This is a genomic window from Streptomyces sp. NPDC000878 (genome assembly GCF_053599695.1).
The window spans coordinates 60,178-79,168 of record NZ_JBSFMT010000018.1; the positions used below are offsets into that span (position 1 = coordinate 60,178).

Sequence of the window (18,991 nt, forward strand, 5' to 3'; positions counted from 1 at the left end):
GGGGTCTCGCTTCGATAACGGTGTGACGTAGGTCTCCGCTGTGGCCGAACGTTCTGGGCGCCCTCGGCGTCGTAGGAGAAACGCGGCGAGGGGGAGGGTGCTGTGCTGCGCAGAAAGGCCCGGCGCGTCCAGGAGGACGAACACGGCGACCCGCTGGATCCGGTGCAGGAGCGCCGGGTCCGGGCGGTGCTCGCGCTCGGCGGCGTGCCGCAGGCGGACCTGCTGGACGGGGTACAGCAGGTACGTCTGCGGCTGCTGGAGCGGACCGCGAGCGGGCGTGAGGCGCCGCGTGACGTCTCGGCGTGGGTGGCGGTCGTGGCCTCCAACCTCGCCATGGACTGGCACCGGGCCAAGCGCCGCCAGGAACGGCTGGGGGAGCGGCTCGCCTCCCTGCGCCAGCCGGTGGCCCACCCCTCCGGCGAGGAGACGAGCCTGCTCTCCCTCGCCGTCGCCCGGGGGCTGGACGAACTGCCCGACCCCCAGCGTCAGGTACTGGTCCTGCGCTTCTACGCCGATCTGCCGGTGCGCGGGATCGCCGAGGAGCTGGGCATCCCGGAGGGCACGGTCAAGAGCAGGCTGCACGCGGCGGTACGGGCACTGCGCACCCGCCTGCACGAGGACGAGGTGGTGTGACGTGGCCGCCGAACACGACGGCGTGGATGCCCTGATGGCCGCGCTGACCGACGATCCGCTGCCCGAAGGGGCCCTCACGGACGCCGACTTCATGGCCGAGCACTGGTCGGCGGCGGCCGATGTGGCCCTGCTGCGCGAGCAGTTGGGGATCATCGGAGGCGCGCTGGCGACGACGCGGGAGCATACGGAGACGGAATCGGCGGCTGTGCGCAAGCCCGCCCCGGCCCGGGTTCTCGTACGGGAATGGCGGTACTGGCGTCCGCTGCGCACCCTCGCCCTCGGTGTCGCCGCCGTGACCGCCGCGGGGTCTCTGGTCACGGGCGCGGGGTGGCTCCTGTCGCAGGCCGGACGCGGGACCGGCGACTCCTCGCAGTCGGCCGTCGACGGCGGAAGGGACACGAGCGCCGCCGACGGGGGCGCCAAGGCCACCGAGGGCGTCCCGCACGCCACGAGTGGCCTGGACAGGGCGGAATACGTCGCCTGCGCCCGCCTGGTCGTCGAGGGCACGGTCACCGCCGTCACCCCCGAGACCGGCACCGGCCAGGACCGGATCACCCTGCGCGTGACCCACTACTACAAGCCGGACAAGGGCCCCGCCGAGGTGACGTACATGATGGACCGGGACGCACGCCCCCGGCCGGTCGTGGGCGGCCCCATGCTGGTCACCATCCTGAAGGGCACCCAGGCTCCCGCCCTCTGGGACACCGATGAGAGGCAGATCGCCGCCGAGCGGGCCTCGATCACGGCCGCGCTGCCGAAATCGCGCACCCTCCAGTGCGACTGAGCCACGAGTGAACCGGGAGAAGGCGAGAGAAGGGCGGGCGCCCGGTACCTGGTACCGGGCGCCCGCCCCCATCACCTCACCGTAGGAACTACGGCGTGACCTTCTCGATCTTCACGTTGCCGATGCCGGCCACCGTGCCGTGCGCGTTCACCAGGGACACCTGGCCGAAGAACTCACGGCCCTCCGGTGCGACCGCCGAGGCGACGATGTTGCCGGAGACGGTCGTCGAGGCGCCCGTGCCGAGCTTCACCGGGGTGTCGGCGACCTGGATGGAGCCCAGGGCGGACGAGTAGAAGACGTCCTGGTAGTCGTACGCGGTCGTGCCGGCCGGGATCGCGTAGCCGACGACCTGGACGGTGTACGTACCGGCGGCGGGCGAGGCGATGGAGACCGCCTCCTCCGAGTCGCCGTCGGCGGAGAGGGCGACCTCGTTGCCGTCCGCGTCGTACACGTACAGGTCGAGGTCCGCGGCCGTGTCCGAGACATTGCCGATGGAGACGTCCAGGGAGGCGGCGCCCTCGGGCACCTCGACCGTGGTGGTCTGGACGGCCAGGTCCTCGATGGTCGGACGGGCGTTCAGGGCCGAGCCGAGCGGGCCGCCGGCCAGCTTGCCGTCGACCGCGGCGAGGTTGTTCGTCACCTTCCAGGAGGCGGCGATCGGGGTACCGACCTTGGCCTCGGGAACGGTCACGACGTCCGGGTCGAAGGTGGCGCCCAGGACGGTGGCGTCCAGCTTGTACGGGTTGTCGAGCAGCGGCGACGTACGGCGCGACTCGACCTCGACCTCCCAGACACCGGGCTGCGGGTTCGGGTACGAACGCACGTCGGGCGCGCAGCCGTTGGTGTTCGGGTAGTTGCTGTAGCAGTACGGCGTGCCCGTGTCCTCGACCGGGACACCGTACGGGTGGATCGAGATGAACCGGGTCTGGCTGGTGGCGGCCAGGCCGCTGATCGCGACCTCAAGGGTCGTGGCGCCCTCGGGCACGGTCACGAAGTAGGACTGGGTGCTGTTGCGCTGCACCGAACCCGACGCGGAGAACGTGTACTTGAGCGGCTTCGAGACCACGACCGTGGTCAGGATCTGCTTGTCGACGCCCTCGGTCTTCGGGTCGTCGACCTCAAGGATGGCGCTCTTGATGCCGGCCGTGGCCGACTTCGCGGCGACCTTGACGGTGACCGGCTTGTTCAGCTCCAGCTTGACCTCGTCGGAGCCGACGATCTTGAAGGTGTCACCGGCGTTGTTCTCGAAGTGCAGCTCGTGCCGGACCGCCTTCGCGGGACCGGACGTACGCGTCACGGTGATCTCGTACGACTTCTTGACGCCGGCCTTGAGGCCGCCCTCGCGGTCGTACAGGCCGGTGCCGAAGCCCGGGGTCTTCAGCGCGAAGTCGATCGCGGTGTCGACCGGGGCCTTGACGGTGTAGTCGTGGGCGGTGGCGCCGGACTTGATGGCCTTCCACGCGTCCACGATGTTGATGAGGCCCGCGCCCTCCTCGTACGCCTGCACACCCTTGATGTGGTCGGCGGTCGAGCCCAGGGCCGTGCGGAGGTCGGCCGGGGTGAGGGCGATGCCCTTCTCCTTGGCGGCGGACAGCAGCAGCGCCGAGGCGCCGGCGGCCTGCGGGGAGGCCATCGAGGTGCCCTGGAGCATCGAGTAGCCGGCCGGGAGGGTGTAGCCGGCCTGGGCGACCGGGGAGCCCGGCAGCCAGGTCTGCGTGGTGTTGATCGCGGCGCCGGGCGCGGTGATCGTCGGCGTGAAGCCGCCGTCCTCACGCGGGCCGCGCGACGAGAACGGCATCATGGCGTACTTCTTCGCCACGGCCGAGCCGTAGTTGGCCGCCCAGGTCTCCTTGGAGATGGACGCGCCGACCGAGATGACCTTGTCGGCCAGACCGGGGTCGCCGATGGTGTTGGCGCCCGGACCGGAGTTGCCGGCCGAGATCACGAGCTGCACGCCGTACGTGTCGATGAGACGCGTGTACAGCTCGGCGCGCGCGTTGTTGCCGTCGTTCAGCGCCGGGAGGCCACCGATCGACATGTTGACGATGTCGACGCCACGGTTGACGACGAGGTCGATCATGCCCTCGGTGAGCGCCACGTTGGTGCAGCTCGGGCCGAAGACACAGGCGCGCGAGGAGACGAGCTTCGCGCCGGGGGCGGCGCCGTTCATCTTGCCGCCGAACAGGCTGTTCGCGGCGGTGATGCCCGCGACGTGGGTGCCGTGCTCGCTGCTGATGAGACCGATGTTGGCGAAGTCGGCCGTCTTGCCGACCCAGTCGCCGCCGTACGGGTCCATCGGGACGTCCTTGCGGATCTCCACGACGAAGGGCTGGCGCTCGACGACATCGGTGGCCGGGTTGTCGGTACCGAAGTAGCCGATCTGGTAGCCGTCCTTGTACGGCTTCATCGGTGTGTCGTCGGTGAAGTCGTTGTTGCCGTTGACGTCGACGGTGACCGTGCCGGCCGCGGCGTCGTAGAGGACGCCCCAGGTGTCGGTGGTGTCGCCGTCGCGGTTCACGTCACCGGCGGCGTCGCCGCCCGCGGTCGCGGACTCGCGGAACAGGTTCACCTCGTAGTTGCCCGCGGGCGCGGTCCACGTCTTGCCACCGAAGGCGAAGGTGGGTCCGGCGACCGGGGTCACCATGGCCCGCCAGCTGGCGTCGCCGTCCAGGATGGGGTCGGTCGAGGTCACCCAGTCGACGATCTTGCGCTCGCCGGTGGTGGTCTTCTGCAGCGCGGGGTGCGCCAGGTCGATACCGGAGTCGAGGATGCCGATGGTGATGCCGCGGCCGTCCGCCTTCGGGTTCTTCTTCACGAAGTCGACGGCGCCCGTCTCGAAGGACGGGTTGTACGGGTTCTCGGCGGGCGTGTTCTTGTTCGGCGCCGCGTAAGTGGTGGTGGCACTCGCCTGGGGGGCGGAGGCGGTGTCGGCACTCGGCGACGGGTCGTCCAGCGGGATGTCCTGCCGCAGGTCGATGCCGTGCACGGAGGACAGCTTCGCGGCGGCGGAGATGGCCGAGTCGGCCTTCCCCGTGGGGACGGTGGCGCGGACGTACCCGAGCTTGTCGTAGGTACGGCCGACCGAGCCGCCCTTGACCGCGTCCAGCTGCTCGGCGACCTGCTCGGTCTGGCCCGGCGCGGTGGCGATCATCATCGTGACGTTCTTGACGCCGTCGGCCTTGGCCTCGGCCAGCAGGTCGGCGTCGGAGGAACCGAGCTTGTCGTGCGCCGACTTGACGGAACCGTCGGCCGGAGCGGCGTCCGCCGCCGTGTCCGCGGAGAAGGCCATCGGTATGGGCCCGGCTGCGGAGAGCGCGGCCACCAGTCCGGCGGCCACGGCTATGCGCGCCACTCGTCTCGCGCCCGAGATCGGTTCGCGCTGAGGGGTGAGGGTCATCGGCATCCCTTGTAGGTAAAGGAGCGTGCGTAGGTGAGGGGGCGTGCGTTGGGCGGCCGAGTTGATCGACCTTGGCCAAGAGAGTCCGGAATTAAGACGCCGGACGATCACATAGCTTTACGTAAGGGACGGATGTTTGGGGATGGTTGACCGAAACTATATGAACGAGTGGGGAAAACCCGCGATGCGCTTTGGCTGGATGACGTCCGAATTGCGCCGCTTCGTTCCCGGTGTCGTTCGGGGCTAATCCACCTGAACATTCCCGCCCCGCGCGCTAGCGTCCCCATATGCGAGAAACGCTGAGGGTCGCGGCGTACGCCGTCGTCGTCCGCAACGGCCAGATCCTGCTCGCCCGCAGTCCCGACGGCGAGGGCGGCCACGAGTGGGTGCTGCCGGGCGGCGGCATGGAACACGGCGAGGACCCGTACGACACGGTCCGCCGCGAAGTGCTGGAGGAGACCGGCTACCGCATCGACGTCACGGGTCTGCTGGGCATCGATTCCCGCCGCCGTACCTTCACCCGCCGACTGCGCCGTCCGAAGGACCACCAGGGGCTGGCGCTGGTCTACGAGGGCCTGGTCTCCGGTGGCGAGCTGCGCCCGGAGGCCAACGGCTCGACCGACCTGGCCGCCTGGCACGACCTGGGCGCACTGGCGAAACTGACGAAGGCGCGGATGGTGGACATCGGCCTGGAACTGTGGCTGGAACGGCCGCGCACGGGACGGGCGGAGAAGGCGGGCACGAAGGGCTGAGGAGTGCGCCCGGTGGAGTGGGGTTACCCCGTCAGATGAACGCGGAGTGACTGACTCCGGGCCGTTCGCCGTGCGGTCGTGAACGGGCCGGGTGGCCCAAGATCCACGTACGGTGATCGGTGTCGCGCGTTGCTGTCGAGTTCACGCGCAGGTCATCCCCGGTGCCAAGCATCCAGAGTGAGCGGGACGTTCGCGACTGCGATCGCCCGTGACCACTGCCGACGCGTTCGCACTCGGGGAGACCGCGCCATGTCGCGCACACGCTCTGTCGCCGGCTCCGTGCCGGGGCTCAATCGACGTTCCGTACTCGCCGTGGCCGGGGCGGTGTCCGTCTCGGCGGGCGTCGGCTACGCGCTGCGGCCCAGTGACAGCCAGGCCGCGACGGCGGCCGAATCAGCGGCGGCCGAGGGCCCGGTGGCCGTGTCCCGCCAGGCGGCACCGGCCGCGCTCGCCCCCTTCACCCGGGGCACCACGCTCAACACGGTCTCCGCACCCTTTGGTGCGGGCGGCTACCGCCGACTGGGTGAAGGCCGGGCGTGGGGACGGGTGGTGCGTACGGAGCTGGCGTCGGCGCACGCGGCCCGGGCCGCCCGCCGGACCACGATGGCGGCCTTCGTCCAGTTCACGGACCTGCACCTGACCGACGTACAGCACCCGCTGCGTCTGGAGTACATGCGCTCGGCCGACGTCCACGCCTGGCGCCCGCACGAGGCGCTGTCGGTGCAGGGCGCGGTCTCCCTGGTGGAGCGGATCAACGCGCTGCGCGGAGCCCCCGTGACCGGCTCCCCGCTCCACTTCGTGATGACCACCGGCGACAACACGGACAACAACGCGCGGTCCGAGCTGGAGTGGTTCATGAAGGTGATGAGCGGCGGACGCATGACGCCCAACACCGGTGACCCGCGCCGCTACGAGGGCGTCCAGAACAGCGGCCTCCCGCTCTACTGGCAGCCGGACACGACCACCCGCGACACCGACAAGCAGCACGGCTTCCCGCACATCGAGGGCTTCCTCGATGCGGCGATCCGCGAGGTCCGCAGCCCCGGCCTGAACCTGCCCTGGTACTCGACGGTCGGCAACCACGACTCCCTCCCCCTCGGCTGCTACGCCTCCCACAGCGACCCGTTCCTGACCGACTTCGCGGTGGGCGGCAAGAAGCTGATGGATCTGCCGGCGGCACGCAGCAAGGCCCTCCAGGACGAGATCAGAAGCTCCGACGACCCGAGGGGCATCCGCTTCCGGGAACTGATCCAGGCCCACACCCGCGACCTGCGCTCGGTCACCCCGGACGAGAAGAGGGCCCCGTTCACGAGGGCGGAGTACCTGAAGGCACACCTGGACCCGGCGTACGCGGGGGTGGGCCCGGTGGGCCACGGCTACTCGTCGACGAACCTGGACGCCGGCACCCAGTACTACACGTTCCGCATCTCGGATGACGTGATCGGTATCAGCATCGACACGACGGACCCGGGCGGCCACTACCAGGGCTCGATCGGCTCGGCCCAACTGCGCTGGCTGGACCGGACGTTGCGGGAGCACGCGAAAGACGGCTCGTACGCGATCGTCTTCAGCCACCACACCAGCGAGTCGATGACCAACACGCACAGGGACCCGGCCCACCCGAACGAGCGCCGCCACGACGGCGCGGACGTGGTGTCCCTCCTGGGCAGCCACAGCAACGTCCTGGCGTGGGTGAACGGCCACATCCACCGCAACGTGATCACCCCGCACTCGGCGCCGGAAGGTCGTTCGTTCTGGGAGATCTCGACGGCATCGCACATCGACTTCCCCCAACTGGCCCGCGTGATCGAGCTGACGGACAACAAGGACGGCACGATCTCGCTGTTCACCACGCTGGTGGAATCGGCGGCCCCGCACGCGACGGACTACACGGACCTGTCCCAGACGGGGCTGGCGGCGCTGTACCGGGAGCTGTCGTTCAATGCGCCGGGGGCGCGTGTGGATCTGTCGGGGGGTGCGGGGGACCGGAATGTGGAGTTGGTGTTGAGGAAGGGCTGAGCCCCCTCTTCTACGGCTTCCCGCAGCGGACGTGGTCGAGGAAGGGGGACCACGCCGTGGCGGGGAGCAGGAGGGCGGGGCCGGTGGGGTTCTTGGAGTCGCGGACGCCTATACGCGACGCCAGGTGGGCGGCTTCGAGGCAGTTCTGGCCCGCGTCGCTGTACGCGGACTTGAACCAGGCGTAGGCGGAGGGGCGAGTCGGCACGGCCTACAGCTCTCCCTCGCGTACGTGGGTGACGAAAGCGGACCACGCCGTGGCGGGGAGCAGTAGGGCAGGCCCCGCCGGGTTCTTGGAGTCGCGGACGGCTATGTCGACGGCCGGAACGAGGTCGGTTGTCTCGACGCAGTTGTTGCCGGTTCCGTCGCTGTAGGACGACTTGCGCCAGGCTTCCTGGGGCGCGAGGTCGGAGGCGGTCGGGTGAGTGGGCATGGAATCTACAACTCTCGTTCTAGTCGGTGGAGGAAGGCGGAGGTGTCCTCGGGAGGCAGTGCCGAGGCCACCATCGAGTCGAAGCGGCGGGTGAAGCGGTCGACTTCGCGAGGCTTGTCCGACGTGGACATGGCCCCCCAGGCGTTGTCGGCCTGGACTCGCGGAGGCAGTTGGTCGCCGAAGTCGAGAATCGCGAAGTCGTGCGCGGCGCGATAGCTCGATCGGAACGGCAACACCTGAATGGAGATGTGGTCCCAGGCGGACAATTTCTCGATCCGCGCGTACTGCTCGCGCATCACATCCGCACCCCCAACCGGGTACCGCAGAGCAGCCTCCCCAAGGATGACGCGGAGCCTCACTGGGTCCTCCCGGGTGAGCACTTCCTGGCGCTTCATCCGTACCTCCACGCTGCTGCGGATGAATTCCGAGGTGGTCTCCTCGACGGGCTTGTGCAGTTCGAGCACTGCTTGTGCGTACCCCGCCGTCTGGAGCAGGCCGTAGACCAGTGTCGGGTGGTACGCCCTCATGCTGCGGGCCTCGGGTTCGAGCCCGACGAAGCCGGGCATCCCCGCTGGCATTACGCCTCGGTACTGCGTGATCCAGTCACGGTTGGCGGACTCCTTGTTGAGGTTGATCAACGACTCGATGACATCGTCGTCGGTGACGCCGTACCTGTCCAGCAGCTTCCGAAGGTCGCCCACGTTGCGAAAGTTGAGGGAACCGGTCTCGATCCTCTGCAACGCGGCCTCGGAGATCCGCGTGCCCTGGATCGCCTGCTTGCGCGTGAAACCGGCTCCCCGGTCTCCGAGGCCGCAGTTCTCGCGCAACTGGCGTAGCTGAAGCCCAAGTTCGAGTCGCTGCCCCGTCCGCCCGCGCTTGGCTGCCATGTGCACCGTCCTTGTGTCCCTGCGCGTGTTGCTAACGTTGTGCAGCGAGTCTGGCACGCTGTGTGCGCGCCGCGCAGGCGATTGCGCAGAACTCCGCATAGTCCAATTTCATCCACTCTGAATATTCGAGTGGGTTTCGATTGCAGGTGGGCCAGTACTGGGGCCACCTTGGTTGGGCATCCCAAGCCGAAAGGTGCCCCCATGCTTGACCTTCCCCAACCCTTCCCTGCCGTCCTCACTCACAACTGGACCTTGGGCTACCCCATGACCCCGCGCAGCGTCCGCCTAGCCCGCCTCCACGTCCGCCGTCGCCTCACCATGTGGAACTGGCCCGGCGACATCGAGGACGCCGTTCTGGTCACCTCGGAGCTCGTCGCCAATGCCGTCGTGCACGGCAGAATCCCCGGCCACGAACTGCGCCTGCGCATCGTCGAGTTGGACGACAACGCGCTGAGCATCGAGGTGTCCGACCCGGTGCTCGCGTTCCCCGAGGTCAGGCCCCGCACGCTCAGTGAGCGAGGGCGTGGACTGGCCGTCGTACAGCAACTCACCGACTCTCTCGACTGGTTCCTGCGCGCCGGCGTAGGCAAAACCGTCCGCGCCCGCCTCAACTCACCCAAAGGCTGAAACGCGCCCAACCACCCCGACCCTGTCAACCTCCGGTCAGGTCCCCGTGTCCCTCCCCCCGACTGTCAGGAGCAACCGCAACAAGGGGGAACGGCATGTCAGCCAACAAGAGGCCGGTCAACAAGAGGCTGGTCGGGATGGCCGCCGCACTCGCGGTCGCCGCAGGCGCGTTCGCGGCGCCGGCGATGGCCGCACCAGCCGAACGCGGCGGCGCTCACGGGGCGACCCGCAACGCAATCAACACCACCGTCAAGGACGGCGTACCCGGTGTGGCCCTTCAGGCCAAGGATCGGCACGGGGTCTGGAAGGCGACCGCGGGGGTCGGCAACCTCAAGACGAAGCAGCCGCGCAGCGCGCACGACAACTTCCGCGCCGGCAGCATCACGAAGACCTTCATCGCGACCGTCCTGCTCCAACTGGAGGCCGAGGGACGGGTGTCACTCGACGACACCGTCGACAAGTGGCTGCCCGGAGTCGTGCGCGGCAACGGCCACGACGGACGGAAGATCACCCTCCGCCAGCTCCTCAACCACACCAGCGGCATCTTCAACTACACCGACGACGAGTACGTCCAGAGCGAGATCTTCCTCCCGGAGAACTTCTTCAGGAACAAGTACCGCACCTGGACCCCGGACGAGATCGTCGGGATCGCCATGGGGCACCGGCCCGAGTTCGCCCCGGGGGCCGCCTGGGGCTACTCCAACACCAACTACACCCTCGCGGGGATGGTCATCCAGAGGGTCACCGGCAACTCGTACGGCGACGAGGTCCGCGCGCGCGTCATCGAGCCGCTCGGCCTGCACGGCACGTACATGCCGGGTACGGACCACCGCGTCCCCCGGCCCAGCAGCCGCGCCTACTCGCAGCTCGCCGAGAACACCACCGGCAAGATCTACGACGTCACCGAGTTCAACCCCTCCGCCGCCAACTCCGCGGGCGAGATCATCTCCAACCCCGGTGACCTGAACCGCTTCTACTCGGCGCTCCTGCGCGGCAGGGTCCTGCCCGCGAAGCAACTCGCCGAGATGAAGACGACCGTCCCCGCCGAGGTGGTCGACGGGCGTTACGGCCTCGGGCTCATCGAGAACGAGCTGAGCTGCGGGGTGAAGATCTGGGGTCACAGCGGCGGCATCCACGGCTCCAGCTCCTTCGCCGGCACCACGGCCGACGGCAAGCACTCCCTCGCCTTCAACTTCAACGGCGACTGGAGCGGCGACCCGGTGAAGGTCGTCGAGGCGGAGTACTGCGGCAAGAAGTAGAGCTGACGGGGCATTAATCACACAAAGGCCGAAAAACTCCTAACCGTCACAATCCTCGCAACCTTCCGACCGCTCACCCCGTCACACCCCCTGAGCAGCAAGAACAGCAGACCAACAGAACGGCAAGAACAGCAAGATCCGCAAGGGGGAACGACATGTCAATGCGCAAGGAGCTGGTCGGAATCGCCGCAGCGGTCGCCGTCGCGGCGGGGGCGCTCACCGCGCCCACCGCCGTGGCGGCGCCCACCGAACGACAGGCCCGCACCGAACAACAGACCCGCACCCACGACGCCACCCGCAAGGCCATGGACGAGGTGGTCAAGGACGGCGTCACGGGAGTCGTCGTCCAGGTCGCGGACGAGCACGGCGTCTGGAAGGCGACCGCAGGGGTCGGCAACCTCAAGACCAAACAGCCGCGCAACGCCGACGACCGGTACCGCGCCGGCAGCATCACGAAGACCTTCATCGCGACCGTCCTGCTCCAACTCGCCGCCGAGGGACGGCTGTCGCTCGACGACACCGTCGACAAGTGGCTGCCCGGAGTCGTGCGCGGCAACGGCCACGACGGACGGAAGATCACCGTCCGCCAACTCCTCAACCACACCAGCGGCATCTTCGACTACACCGAAGACGGCGCCTTCCAACTGGCGATCTTCCTCCCGGAGACCTTCGCCGAGAACCGCTACCGCACCTGGACACCCGCCGAACTCATGGCCATCGCCATGAGCCACCGGCCGACCTTCGCGCCGGGCACCTCCTGGTCCTACTCCAACACCAACTACCTCCTCGCCGGGCTGGTCATCAAGAAGGTGACCGGCAACTCGTACGGCGACGAGGTCCGCGCGCGCGTCATCGAGCCGCTCGGCCTGCACGGCACGTACATGCCCGGTACCGACCCCACCGTGCCGCAGCCGAGCAGCAGGGCGTACTCGAACTTCTTCACGCCCACCGGCAAGATCTACGACGTCACCGAGATGAACCCCTCGTGGGCCAACTCGGCGGGCGAGATCATCTCCAACCCCGGTGACCTGAACCGCTTCTACTCGGCACTCCTGCGCGGCGAGGTCCTGCCCGCGAAGCAACTCGCCGAGATGAAGGTGACGTTCCCGGCGCCACTGGTGGAGGGCGACTACGGCCTCGGCATCTACGTGCGCAAGCTGACCTGCGGTGTCGAGGTCTGGGGCCACGGCGGCGGCCTCCACGGCTCCAGCTCCGAGGCGGTCACCACGGCCGACGGCAAGCACTCCCTCGCCCTCAACTTCAACGACGACTGGGGAGTCGGCAGCACGAAGATCATGGAGGCGGAGTTCTGTGGAGATTCGTAGAGGGAGAAGCTCGTAAAGCAGGAAATAATCCAATACCTCTTATCGTGATCGGCGCAGGGCCTCAGCACCGGTGCACCGGACACCCCGGAGCACGCACAACCGCATGCGTCCACCCCATGGATCCACCGCATGCATCACGGAAAGGCCGCTCCAAGCCGATGAAAATCGACATGTTCAGCGAGATCCAGGACCCGCGTCCCTGGCAGCGCGACGATCACGAACACCTGCGCATCAGCCAGACCCTCGAACAGGCCGTCCTCGCCGACGAGTTGGGCTACGGCTGCTGGTGGCAGGTGGAGCACCACGGGGCGGAGGAGTTCAGCCTCTCCTCCGCCCCCGAACTCCTCCTCGCCGCGATCTCCCAGCGCACCAGCCGGATCCGCCTGGGCCACGCCGCCGTACTCGCCCCGCCCCAGATCAACCACCCCATCCGCATCGCCGAACGTGCCGCCATGCTCGACCAGTTGAGCGGCGGACGCGCCGAGATCGGGTTGACCCGCTCCACCCCGCCCGAGTGGCGGCTCTTCGGCGCCGACCCGGAGACGGTAAGGGACCGCGTACAGGACGCCTTCGAGACCATCCCCCGCATGTGGACAGGCGACCGCACCGCCAGCAACGGCGTCCCGGTGCTCCCCGCCCCGTACCAGCGCCCCCATCCGCCGCTCTGGCAGGCCGCGTCCAGCCCGGTGTCCTTCGAGGAGGCCGGACGGCGCGGCGTCGGAGTCCTCGGTACGACCCTCTGGGAGCCCCTCGACCGGGTCGCGCGCCTCGTCGACCTGTACCGGGCCGCCGCCGCCAACTGCACCGACCCCGTAGGCGCGTTCGTCAACAACCAGGTCGCCTTCTTCACCTTCGTGCACTGCGCCGAGACCGACGAGGAGGCCATGAGGAGCGGCGCCGCAGCCGCCGCGGCCTGGTACACCGCCCGCGCGCTCACCTTCTTCGAGGCCGCCGGCGCCTTCATGGAGACCATGGAACGTGAGCAGCGGATCGCCGCAGACCCCTCCGGCGGCGGCCTCGCCGGTGAGTTCATCAGGCAGGAGACCGCTGCCGCCGGTGCGCCGAGCCCCGCCCTGATCGCCATCGGCCGCATCCTCCAGGGCGAACAGGTCCCCGACGACGAGCTGTTCGACGCACTCGCCGCCCAGGACTCCCTCATCGTCGGCAGCCCCGAAACCTGCCGCAAGAAACTGCGCGCCTACGCCGACCTGGGCATCGACCGCCTGATGTGCTTCCACCAGGTGGGAGCGCTCCCCACCGACGCGGTGACCCGCAGCATCCAGCTGATCGGCGAACTGATCCCGGAACTCGACCAGGGGTGATGGGATTTGGGCGGTACCGAGTACCGCGGTACCGCCCAAATCCGCCACTGACCCATTCGATCGAGCCAGGTACCTATTTGGCCAACTCGTGGAGAAATAAAGGTTGTTACGTTGCTCGCGCCGCCGATCCACGGCAGCAGCACACTTCGCCCGCAACGTAAGTCACAAATACATGTCCATGAAGGAATCGGCATCCATCGTCCACGGGTTGGCTTCGGCGACTGCGGTCGCAAGCCTCCTCGCGGCGACAGCCGTCATCGTGCTCGGTTTCATCGCGCGGGAACGGATGTCGAAGTCGTCACGAGTACGTCGTCGCGGGCAGGAAAGCGGACAGGAAGACGGTCAAGCGGCCGGCGAAGGTACGCGAGCGGCCCTGTTCGGCGGCCTTGCCGCATTACTCGGCCATGGTGTCGGTTCCGCCATGAACGGAGAGTGGACAGCCTCCTTCTCCATCGCACTCGGCGTCCTGATCCATGCCACCGCCCTGCAATTCCTCACCACGTCATTGATCTGGCGCGGCTGGGGAGCGAAGGCACGCGGACGCGCGGTGGCGGTCGCCGCACTGCTCGTCCTTTTAGGCAGCGCGGCCTGGGCCTACACCGGTTGACATCGGTGGCCTCGCGCGAGGAGGGGCCCCCGGTCTCCCGGTGGCCCCTCCTCTCCCCTCCTGGTGCTGCCCGGTCCGTCACTACCGGGGCAGCACCACGACGTACGCCGCCGGCTCGCGGTCCCCCGACGCCATAAGAGCCGTACGTACGACAGTCGCCTGCTGTTCGATCGTCTCGCGGAGCTTGCGCGGGGTGATGTGGACGACCGTGATGCCCAGCCGCTCCAGGTGCTCGCGCTTGCGGGCGTACTCCGACCACAGCGCGTCGTCCTCCTCGCGGTGGCCCGGGCGCGGGGCGCGGGTGTCCAGCTCGATCGCCACCGCGTGGTCGGGCCAGTAGGCGTCGACGCCGCCGAGACACGGGCCGCCGGGCAGGCGCAGATCGACGTTCCAGACCGGGTCCGGGAGGCCGTGCTCGCGCACCATCCGGTACAGCCGGTCCTCCGCGATGGCCCGGCCCTCCGCGAGGAGGGAGTCGACCGCGTCCACGACATGCGGCCGGCTCAGCAGCCGCGCCTGGTGCAACTCCCGTACCACCGCCGCCGGTTCACAGTGCCCGCCGCGCACCGCGTCGGTCAGCAGCCGGCGTACGGCACCCGCGTCCGCGAGACCGGCCACCGCGTCGGCGAGGGCGCGCGCGACCGGGGCGACCGGGAGCCCCTCGATCACCTCGGGCGTCGGCAGGGCCGAGGTGCGGACGATGCGGACGCAGCCCGTCGAGCGCAGCCGGCGCAGCCGGGGGACCAGGACGTCGAAGGCGTCGAGGGAGAGGAGTGGCGGCGCGGACGAGAAGCCGTGCAGGGCGAGTGCGGCCAGGCCGGTGATCATGGCCTCGGTGTAGACCGGCCGGCCGCGCTCCCGGTACGGCTCCTCGCAGTCCGGCTGGGCCGGGATCCCCGTCGTCGCCGCCCGCTCCTTCGCCGCGTACAGCAGCACCGCGTGCAGCCGCTCCTCGCTGGTGGGCGGCGCCGGGTGCAGCAGGAACACGCCCGGCAGGAGCTGCTGCCAGGGTCCGCCGGACCGGCACTGCTCGTTCGCCTCGGCGGCCGGGACGCCGTGCGCCCGCAGTTGAGCGGCGGTCAGCACCCGGCGCTGTACGTGCGACAGGTGGCGGAGGGGGCGGGGGCTCGGGGAGAGCGGGGTGTTGTGGGTCATGACTCCGGCTTTCCCGTGTCCGATCCGTCCCCTAACCGCTGTTACACGGCCGTTGACAATTCCGGACAAGATCGCCCTAAAGTGCAAGCGTTCGAGTGCCGAAAGGCGCTGGTCCATCCGGGGGTTACGGGGGCGAGTGACCGGGTTCGGTAACGGTGGGGTCGGCGGGGGCGGCGGGGCCGGAGGGGCCGGAGGAGTCCGTGCTGCCGGGCGGCCAGTGGCGGATCAGGGCGCCGGCGCCGTGCAGGGCGTCGGCGAGGCGGCCCTCGGCGGTCGGGGTGGCCGGTCTGGTGCGGTACAGGTCGTCCAGTTCCAGGATGGCGCGGGCCAGTATCTCGAAGTCCCGCAGGATCGTTTCGAGCTGGGGCAACGCCGTGTCACCGCGGCGGGCGGCCAGCACGGCGGCGTTCCACTGCGCCCGCTCCAGCTTCCGCTCCAGTTCATGCCGGTCGGGCAGCTGTCCACCGCCGAACAAGTCCCCCCGCACGGCACGGGTTTCGAGGATCGCCCGGGAGGCGTGGAGCATCCGCTGCACCAGCCGGCCCGCATGGCTGTCGAGGTCCCGCATGGTCACGTAGTGATGCCGCATCCGCCGTACGACCGTGGCGCTCGACGCCACTCCCCAGCGGACGGGTCTGCCGAGGTGGGGAGTTGGATCGTTCCAGTAGGGCGCGGAGTCGAAGGCGGCCGGGCGCCGGTAGGTGAGCCGGTGCAGATGCCGCCACTTCTCGTACGGCAACTCCGGGTCCAGTAAGACGGGTTGGGCCGAGTGGTGCGCGTGGTCCGGCGGATAGCGCTCGACGAGCGTGCCGATCGCCGTCGAGCCGGTGGTGGCCGGGGAGGACGGTAAGACGTCCTCCCCGGCCACCACCGGGACCTCCCTCGCGCCCCCGGCGTCCTCGTCCAGCCGTGGCAGCACGTCCGTGGTCAACACGTTCGCCGCCACCGCGAGTTCGCGTGCCCTTGCCGCGTCCGGATGGGCGGACGCCATCACCAGCAGTGCCCCCGTGATACGCCGTAGTCCGCGCACCAACTCGTCCACGCGCGCGTCGACTTCGGACTCGAACACTTCGACTTCCCCCCTTGCAGGTCCTTCACTTCTTTCTCAACATCACCGTCCCCGGCACCCCAGGGGCACACCTGCTCCAGGGGTGCTTTCTCAAACCACCAATTTGTTCGGTCATCGCACTGCTGTCACGTCGCACGCCTGTGCCCGCAGCGCCCGCGCCAGGTCGTCCCGCGCCTCCAGAACCAGGCGCCGCAGGGCAGGCGCCGCGTCCGCCCGGTCCGCCAGCCACTCGTCCGTCGCCGCCAGCGTCCCCGGCGAGTCCTGGAGCGACGGGAACAGGCCCCGTACGACATCCATCCCGATCTGGATCGAACGGTCGGCCCAGATCCGCTCGATCACCGCGAAGTACCTCTCCGCGTACGGCGCGAGCAGCTCCCGCTGCGAGCCCTGGACGAAGCCCGAGATGGTGGCCTCGACAAGGGCGTTGGAGAGGGAGTCCGACTCGACGACCTGCGCCCAGGCCTGTGCCTTGACCGCCGCCGAGGGACGGGCGGCGAGGCAGCGGACCTGGTGGCGCTTGCCGGACGCCGTGTCGTCGCGGGCGAGTTCGGCGGCGAGCGTCTTCTCGTCGGCGACGCCGTGCGAGGTGAGCGGTTCCAGGAACGCCCACCGCAGCTCCTGGTCGACGTCCAGACCGTCGATCTTCGCCGTGCCCTCCAACAGCCCCTGGAGCAGCTGGAGATCGGCCTCGCTGGACGCCACCGCCGCGAGGAAACGGGCCCACGTCAACTGGTGCTGGCTGCCCGGCTCGGCGAGCCGCAGTTCCTTCAACGCGCCCTCGGCGAGCAGACGTTCACCGGTCGCCCGCCAGTCGGGGGCCACGTAGTGGGTGAGCGCGGAGCCCGCCCAGGCGTGCAGCATCTGGAGGACGCCGATGTCCGACTCGCGCCCCGCGAACCGCAGCACCAGGTCGACGAAGTCCCGGGCCGGCATCAGCGCGTCCCGCGTGAGGTTCCACAGCGCGGACCAGCACAGGGCGCGGGCGAGCGGGTCGGTGAGGTCACCGAGCTGCGCCCGGAGCGTGTCCAACGACCCTTCGTCGAACCGGATCTTGCAGTACGTGAGGTCGTCGTCGTTGACGAGCACCAGCTCGGGTGCCTCGCTCCCGACCAGCTCACCGATGACCGTACGGGGCCCGTCGACATCGACCTCGGCACGCGCGTACCGCTCCAACGCGCCCTCGGGGGACCGCCGGTAGAGGCCGACGGCCACCCGGTGCGGGCGCAGCTCGGGGTGCGACTCGGGGGCCTCCTGGAGCACGGCCAGCTCGGTGATCAGCCCGTCCGCGCTCAACAGCACCTGCGGGGTGAGGGAGTTGACCCCGGCGGTCTGCAGCCAGGCACGCGACCAGGAGGTCAGGTCCCGCCCGCTGGTCTCCTCCAGCGCCGACAGCAGATCGCCGAGGCGCGTGTTGCCGTACGCGTGCCGCTTGAAGTACCGCCGCGCGCCTTCGAGGAACGCGTCCCGCCCGACGTACGCCACCAACTGCTTGAGTACGGAGGCGCCCTTGGCGTAGGTGATGCCGTCGAAGTTGAGCTTGGCGTCCTCCAGGTCGCGGATGTCGGCCGTGATGGGGTGCGTGGAGGGGAGCTGGTCGGCGCGGTAGGCCCAGGACTTGCGGTTGTTGGCGAAGGTGACCCAGCCGTTGGTGAAACGGGTCGCCTCGACGAGCGAGAAGGCGCCCATGAAGTCGGCGAAGGACTCCTTGAGCCACAGGTCGTCCCACCACTCCATGGTGACGAGGTCGCCGAACCACATGTGGGCCATCTCGTGCAGGATGACGTTCGTGCGCCGCTCGTACGCCGCCTGTGTCACCTTCCCCCGGAAGATGAACTCCTCGCGGAAGGTGACCAGTCCAGGGTTCTCCATGGCACCCAGGTTGTACTCGGGCACAAACCCCTGGTCGTACTTCCCGAAGGGGTACGGGTAGTCGAAGTGGTCGTGGAAGAAGTCCAGCCCCTGCTTGGTGACGAGGAAGACGTCGTCGGAGTCGAAGTAGGGGGCGAGACCCTTGCGGCACATGGCACCGAGGGGGATGTCGAGCGTCGTACCGTCGGCGAACGTACGCGAGTACGAGTCGGTGACGTAGTGATAGGGCCCGGCGAGGATGGCGGTGATGTAGGTGGAGATCGGCTTGGTCTCGGCGAACCGCCACACACCATCGACCAGTTCCCCGAGCCCGTTGCTCCACGCGACCCACCCCTCCGGAGCACGCACCTCGAACCGGAACGGGGCCTTCAGGTCGGGCTGCTCGAAGTTGGCGAAGACGCGACGCGAGTCGGCGGGCTCGTACTGCGTGTACAGATACACCTCGCCGTCCTCGGGGTCGACGAAGCGGTGCAGGCCCTCGCCGGTGCGGGAGTAGGCGCACTGGGCGTCGACCACCAGCTCGTTCTCGGCGGCGAGATCCTCCAGCAGGACGCGCGTGCCGTCGAAGACGGCCCCCGGGTCGAGATCCCGCCCGTTGAGGGAGACGGCGGTGACAGCGGGCGCGACAAGGTCGGCGAAACTGGCGGCACCGGGCTCGGCACACCGGAACCGGATGGTGGTCACGGACCGAAAGGTCCGACCCCCGCTACCGTTCGCCGCATCTCCCACGGCGGACCGCACGTCGAGGAACACCTCGTACCCGTCGACGGACAGCAGGGCGGCCCGCTCCCGGGCCTCGTCGCGGGACAGATTCTCACCGGGCACCGAGCACTCCCTCGATTGTCATCAGTACGGC

At 69.1% G+C, this 18,991-nt stretch carries 16 protein-coding genes; 9 read left to right on the forward strand and 7 right to left on the reverse strand.

Going from position 1 to position 18,991, the window contains the following annotated elements; all coding sequences use genetic code 11:
- Positions 1-102 precede the first annotated feature (102 nt).
- On the forward strand, positions 103-633 hold the full coding sequence (locus ACWDR4_RS18495; protein WP_235479097.1) for an RNA polymerase sigma factor: 531 nt from the start codon (positions 103-105) through the stop codon (positions 631-633).
- 1 nt (position 634) lies between these two features.
- Positions 635-1,417 (forward strand): hypothetical protein, encoded by a 783-nt coding sequence (locus ACWDR4_RS18500; RefSeq protein ID WP_450409688.1) that lies wholly within the window; start codon positions 635-637, stop codon positions 1,415-1,417.
- Positions 1,418-1,505: 88 nt separating this feature from the next.
- On the opposite strand, the gene ACWDR4_RS18505 is transcribed toward ACWDR4_RS18500, so the two are convergent.
- The gene (locus ACWDR4_RS18505) at positions 1,506-4,814 is read right to left on the reverse strand and encodes a S8 family serine peptidase (RefSeq protein ID WP_450409690.1); all 3,309 of its coding nucleotides are present in this window, start codon (positions 4,812-4,814) and stop codon (positions 1,506-1,508) included.
- 287 nt (positions 4,815-5,101) lie between these two features.
- Between ACWDR4_RS18505 and ACWDR4_RS18510 the strand changes: the two genes are divergently transcribed.
- On the forward strand, positions 5,102-5,566 hold the full coding sequence (locus tag ACWDR4_RS18510; RefSeq protein ID WP_450409692.1) for an NUDIX hydrolase: 465 nt from the start codon (positions 5,102-5,104) through the stop codon (positions 5,564-5,566).
- Positions 5,567-5,815: 249 nt separating this feature from the next.
- Positions 5,816-7,585, forward strand: a complete 1,770-nt coding sequence (locus tag ACWDR4_RS18515; RefSeq protein WP_450409694.1) for a TIGR03767 family metallophosphoesterase — start codon at positions 5,816-5,818, stop codon at positions 7,583-7,585.
- Between the two features lie 10 nt (positions 7,586-7,595).
- On the opposite strand, the gene ACWDR4_RS18520 is transcribed toward ACWDR4_RS18515, so the two are convergent.
- The 3 genes from ACWDR4_RS18520 to ACWDR4_RS18530 are packed head-to-tail and all read right to left on the reverse strand — an operon-like array spanning position 7,596 to position 8,902.
- Positions 7,596-7,790, reverse strand: coding sequence for a DUF397 domain-containing protein (locus ACWDR4_RS18520; protein WP_450409696.1), 195 nt, complete (start codon positions 7,788-7,790; stop codon positions 7,596-7,598).
- Positions 7,791-7,793: 3 nt separating this feature from the next.
- The gene (locus ACWDR4_RS18525; RefSeq protein WP_450409697.1) at positions 7,794-8,015 is read right to left on the reverse strand and encodes a DUF397 domain-containing protein; all 222 of its coding nucleotides are present in this window, start codon (positions 8,013-8,015) and stop codon (positions 7,794-7,796) included.
- A gap of 5 nt (positions 8,016-8,020) precedes the next feature.
- Entirely contained in the window at positions 8,021-8,902 is an 882-nt protein-coding gene (locus ACWDR4_RS18530; protein ID WP_389353468.1) for a helix-turn-helix domain-containing protein, read from the reverse strand.
- A gap of 201 nt (positions 8,903-9,103) precedes the next feature.
- On the opposite strand from ACWDR4_RS18530, the gene ACWDR4_RS18535 reads away from it, so the two are divergent.
- The 5 genes from ACWDR4_RS18535 (at position 9,104) to ACWDR4_RS18555 (ending at position 14,042) form a co-directional block, all read left to right on the forward strand.
- Positions 9,104-9,529 (forward strand): ATP-binding protein, encoded by a 426-nt coding sequence (locus ACWDR4_RS18535; protein WP_450409699.1) that lies wholly within the window; start codon positions 9,104-9,106, stop codon positions 9,527-9,529.
- 95 nt (positions 9,530-9,624) lie between these two features.
- On the forward strand, positions 9,625-10,788 hold the full coding sequence (locus ACWDR4_RS18540) for a serine hydrolase domain-containing protein (protein ID WP_450409704.1): 1,164 nt from the start codon (positions 9,625-9,627) through the stop codon (positions 10,786-10,788).
- A gap of 155 nt (positions 10,789-10,943) precedes the next feature.
- Positions 10,944-12,113 (forward strand): serine hydrolase domain-containing protein, encoded by a 1,170-nt coding sequence (locus ACWDR4_RS18545; protein WP_450409706.1) that lies wholly within the window; start codon positions 10,944-10,946, stop codon positions 12,111-12,113.
- A 158-nt stretch (positions 12,114-12,271) separates the two neighbouring features.
- Positions 12,272-13,435 carry an LLM class flavin-dependent oxidoreductase gene (locus ACWDR4_RS18550; RefSeq protein ID WP_450409708.1) on the forward strand — a complete coding sequence of 388 codons (1,164 nt, stop codon included), beginning with the start codon at positions 12,272-12,274 and terminating at the stop codon, positions 13,433-13,435.
- Between the two features lie 172 nt (positions 13,436-13,607).
- On the forward strand, positions 13,608-14,042 hold the full coding sequence (locus tag ACWDR4_RS18555) for a hypothetical protein (RefSeq protein WP_450409710.1): 435 nt from the start codon (positions 13,608-13,610) through the stop codon (positions 14,040-14,042).
- Positions 14,043-14,123: 81 nt separating this feature from the next.
- On the opposite strand, the gene ACWDR4_RS18560 is transcribed toward ACWDR4_RS18555, so the two are convergent.
- The 3 genes from ACWDR4_RS18560 to pepN form a co-directional block, all read right to left on the reverse strand.
- Entirely contained in the window at positions 14,124-15,197 is a 1,074-nt protein-coding gene (locus tag ACWDR4_RS18560; protein ID WP_450409712.1) for a hypothetical protein, read from the reverse strand.
- 124 nt (positions 15,198-15,321) lie between these two features.
- Positions 15,322-16,266 carry a hypothetical protein gene (locus tag ACWDR4_RS18565; RefSeq protein ID WP_450409713.1) on the reverse strand — a complete coding sequence of 315 codons (945 nt, stop codon included), beginning with the start codon at positions 16,264-16,266 and terminating at the stop codon, positions 15,322-15,324.
- Between the two features lie 111 nt (positions 16,267-16,377).
- Positions 16,378-18,960 carry an aminopeptidase N gene (gene pepN / locus ACWDR4_RS18570; protein WP_450409715.1) on the reverse strand — a complete coding sequence of 861 codons (2,583 nt, stop codon included), beginning with the start codon at positions 18,958-18,960 and terminating at the stop codon, positions 16,378-16,380.
- Between the last annotated feature and the right edge of the window lie 31 nt (positions 18,961-18,991).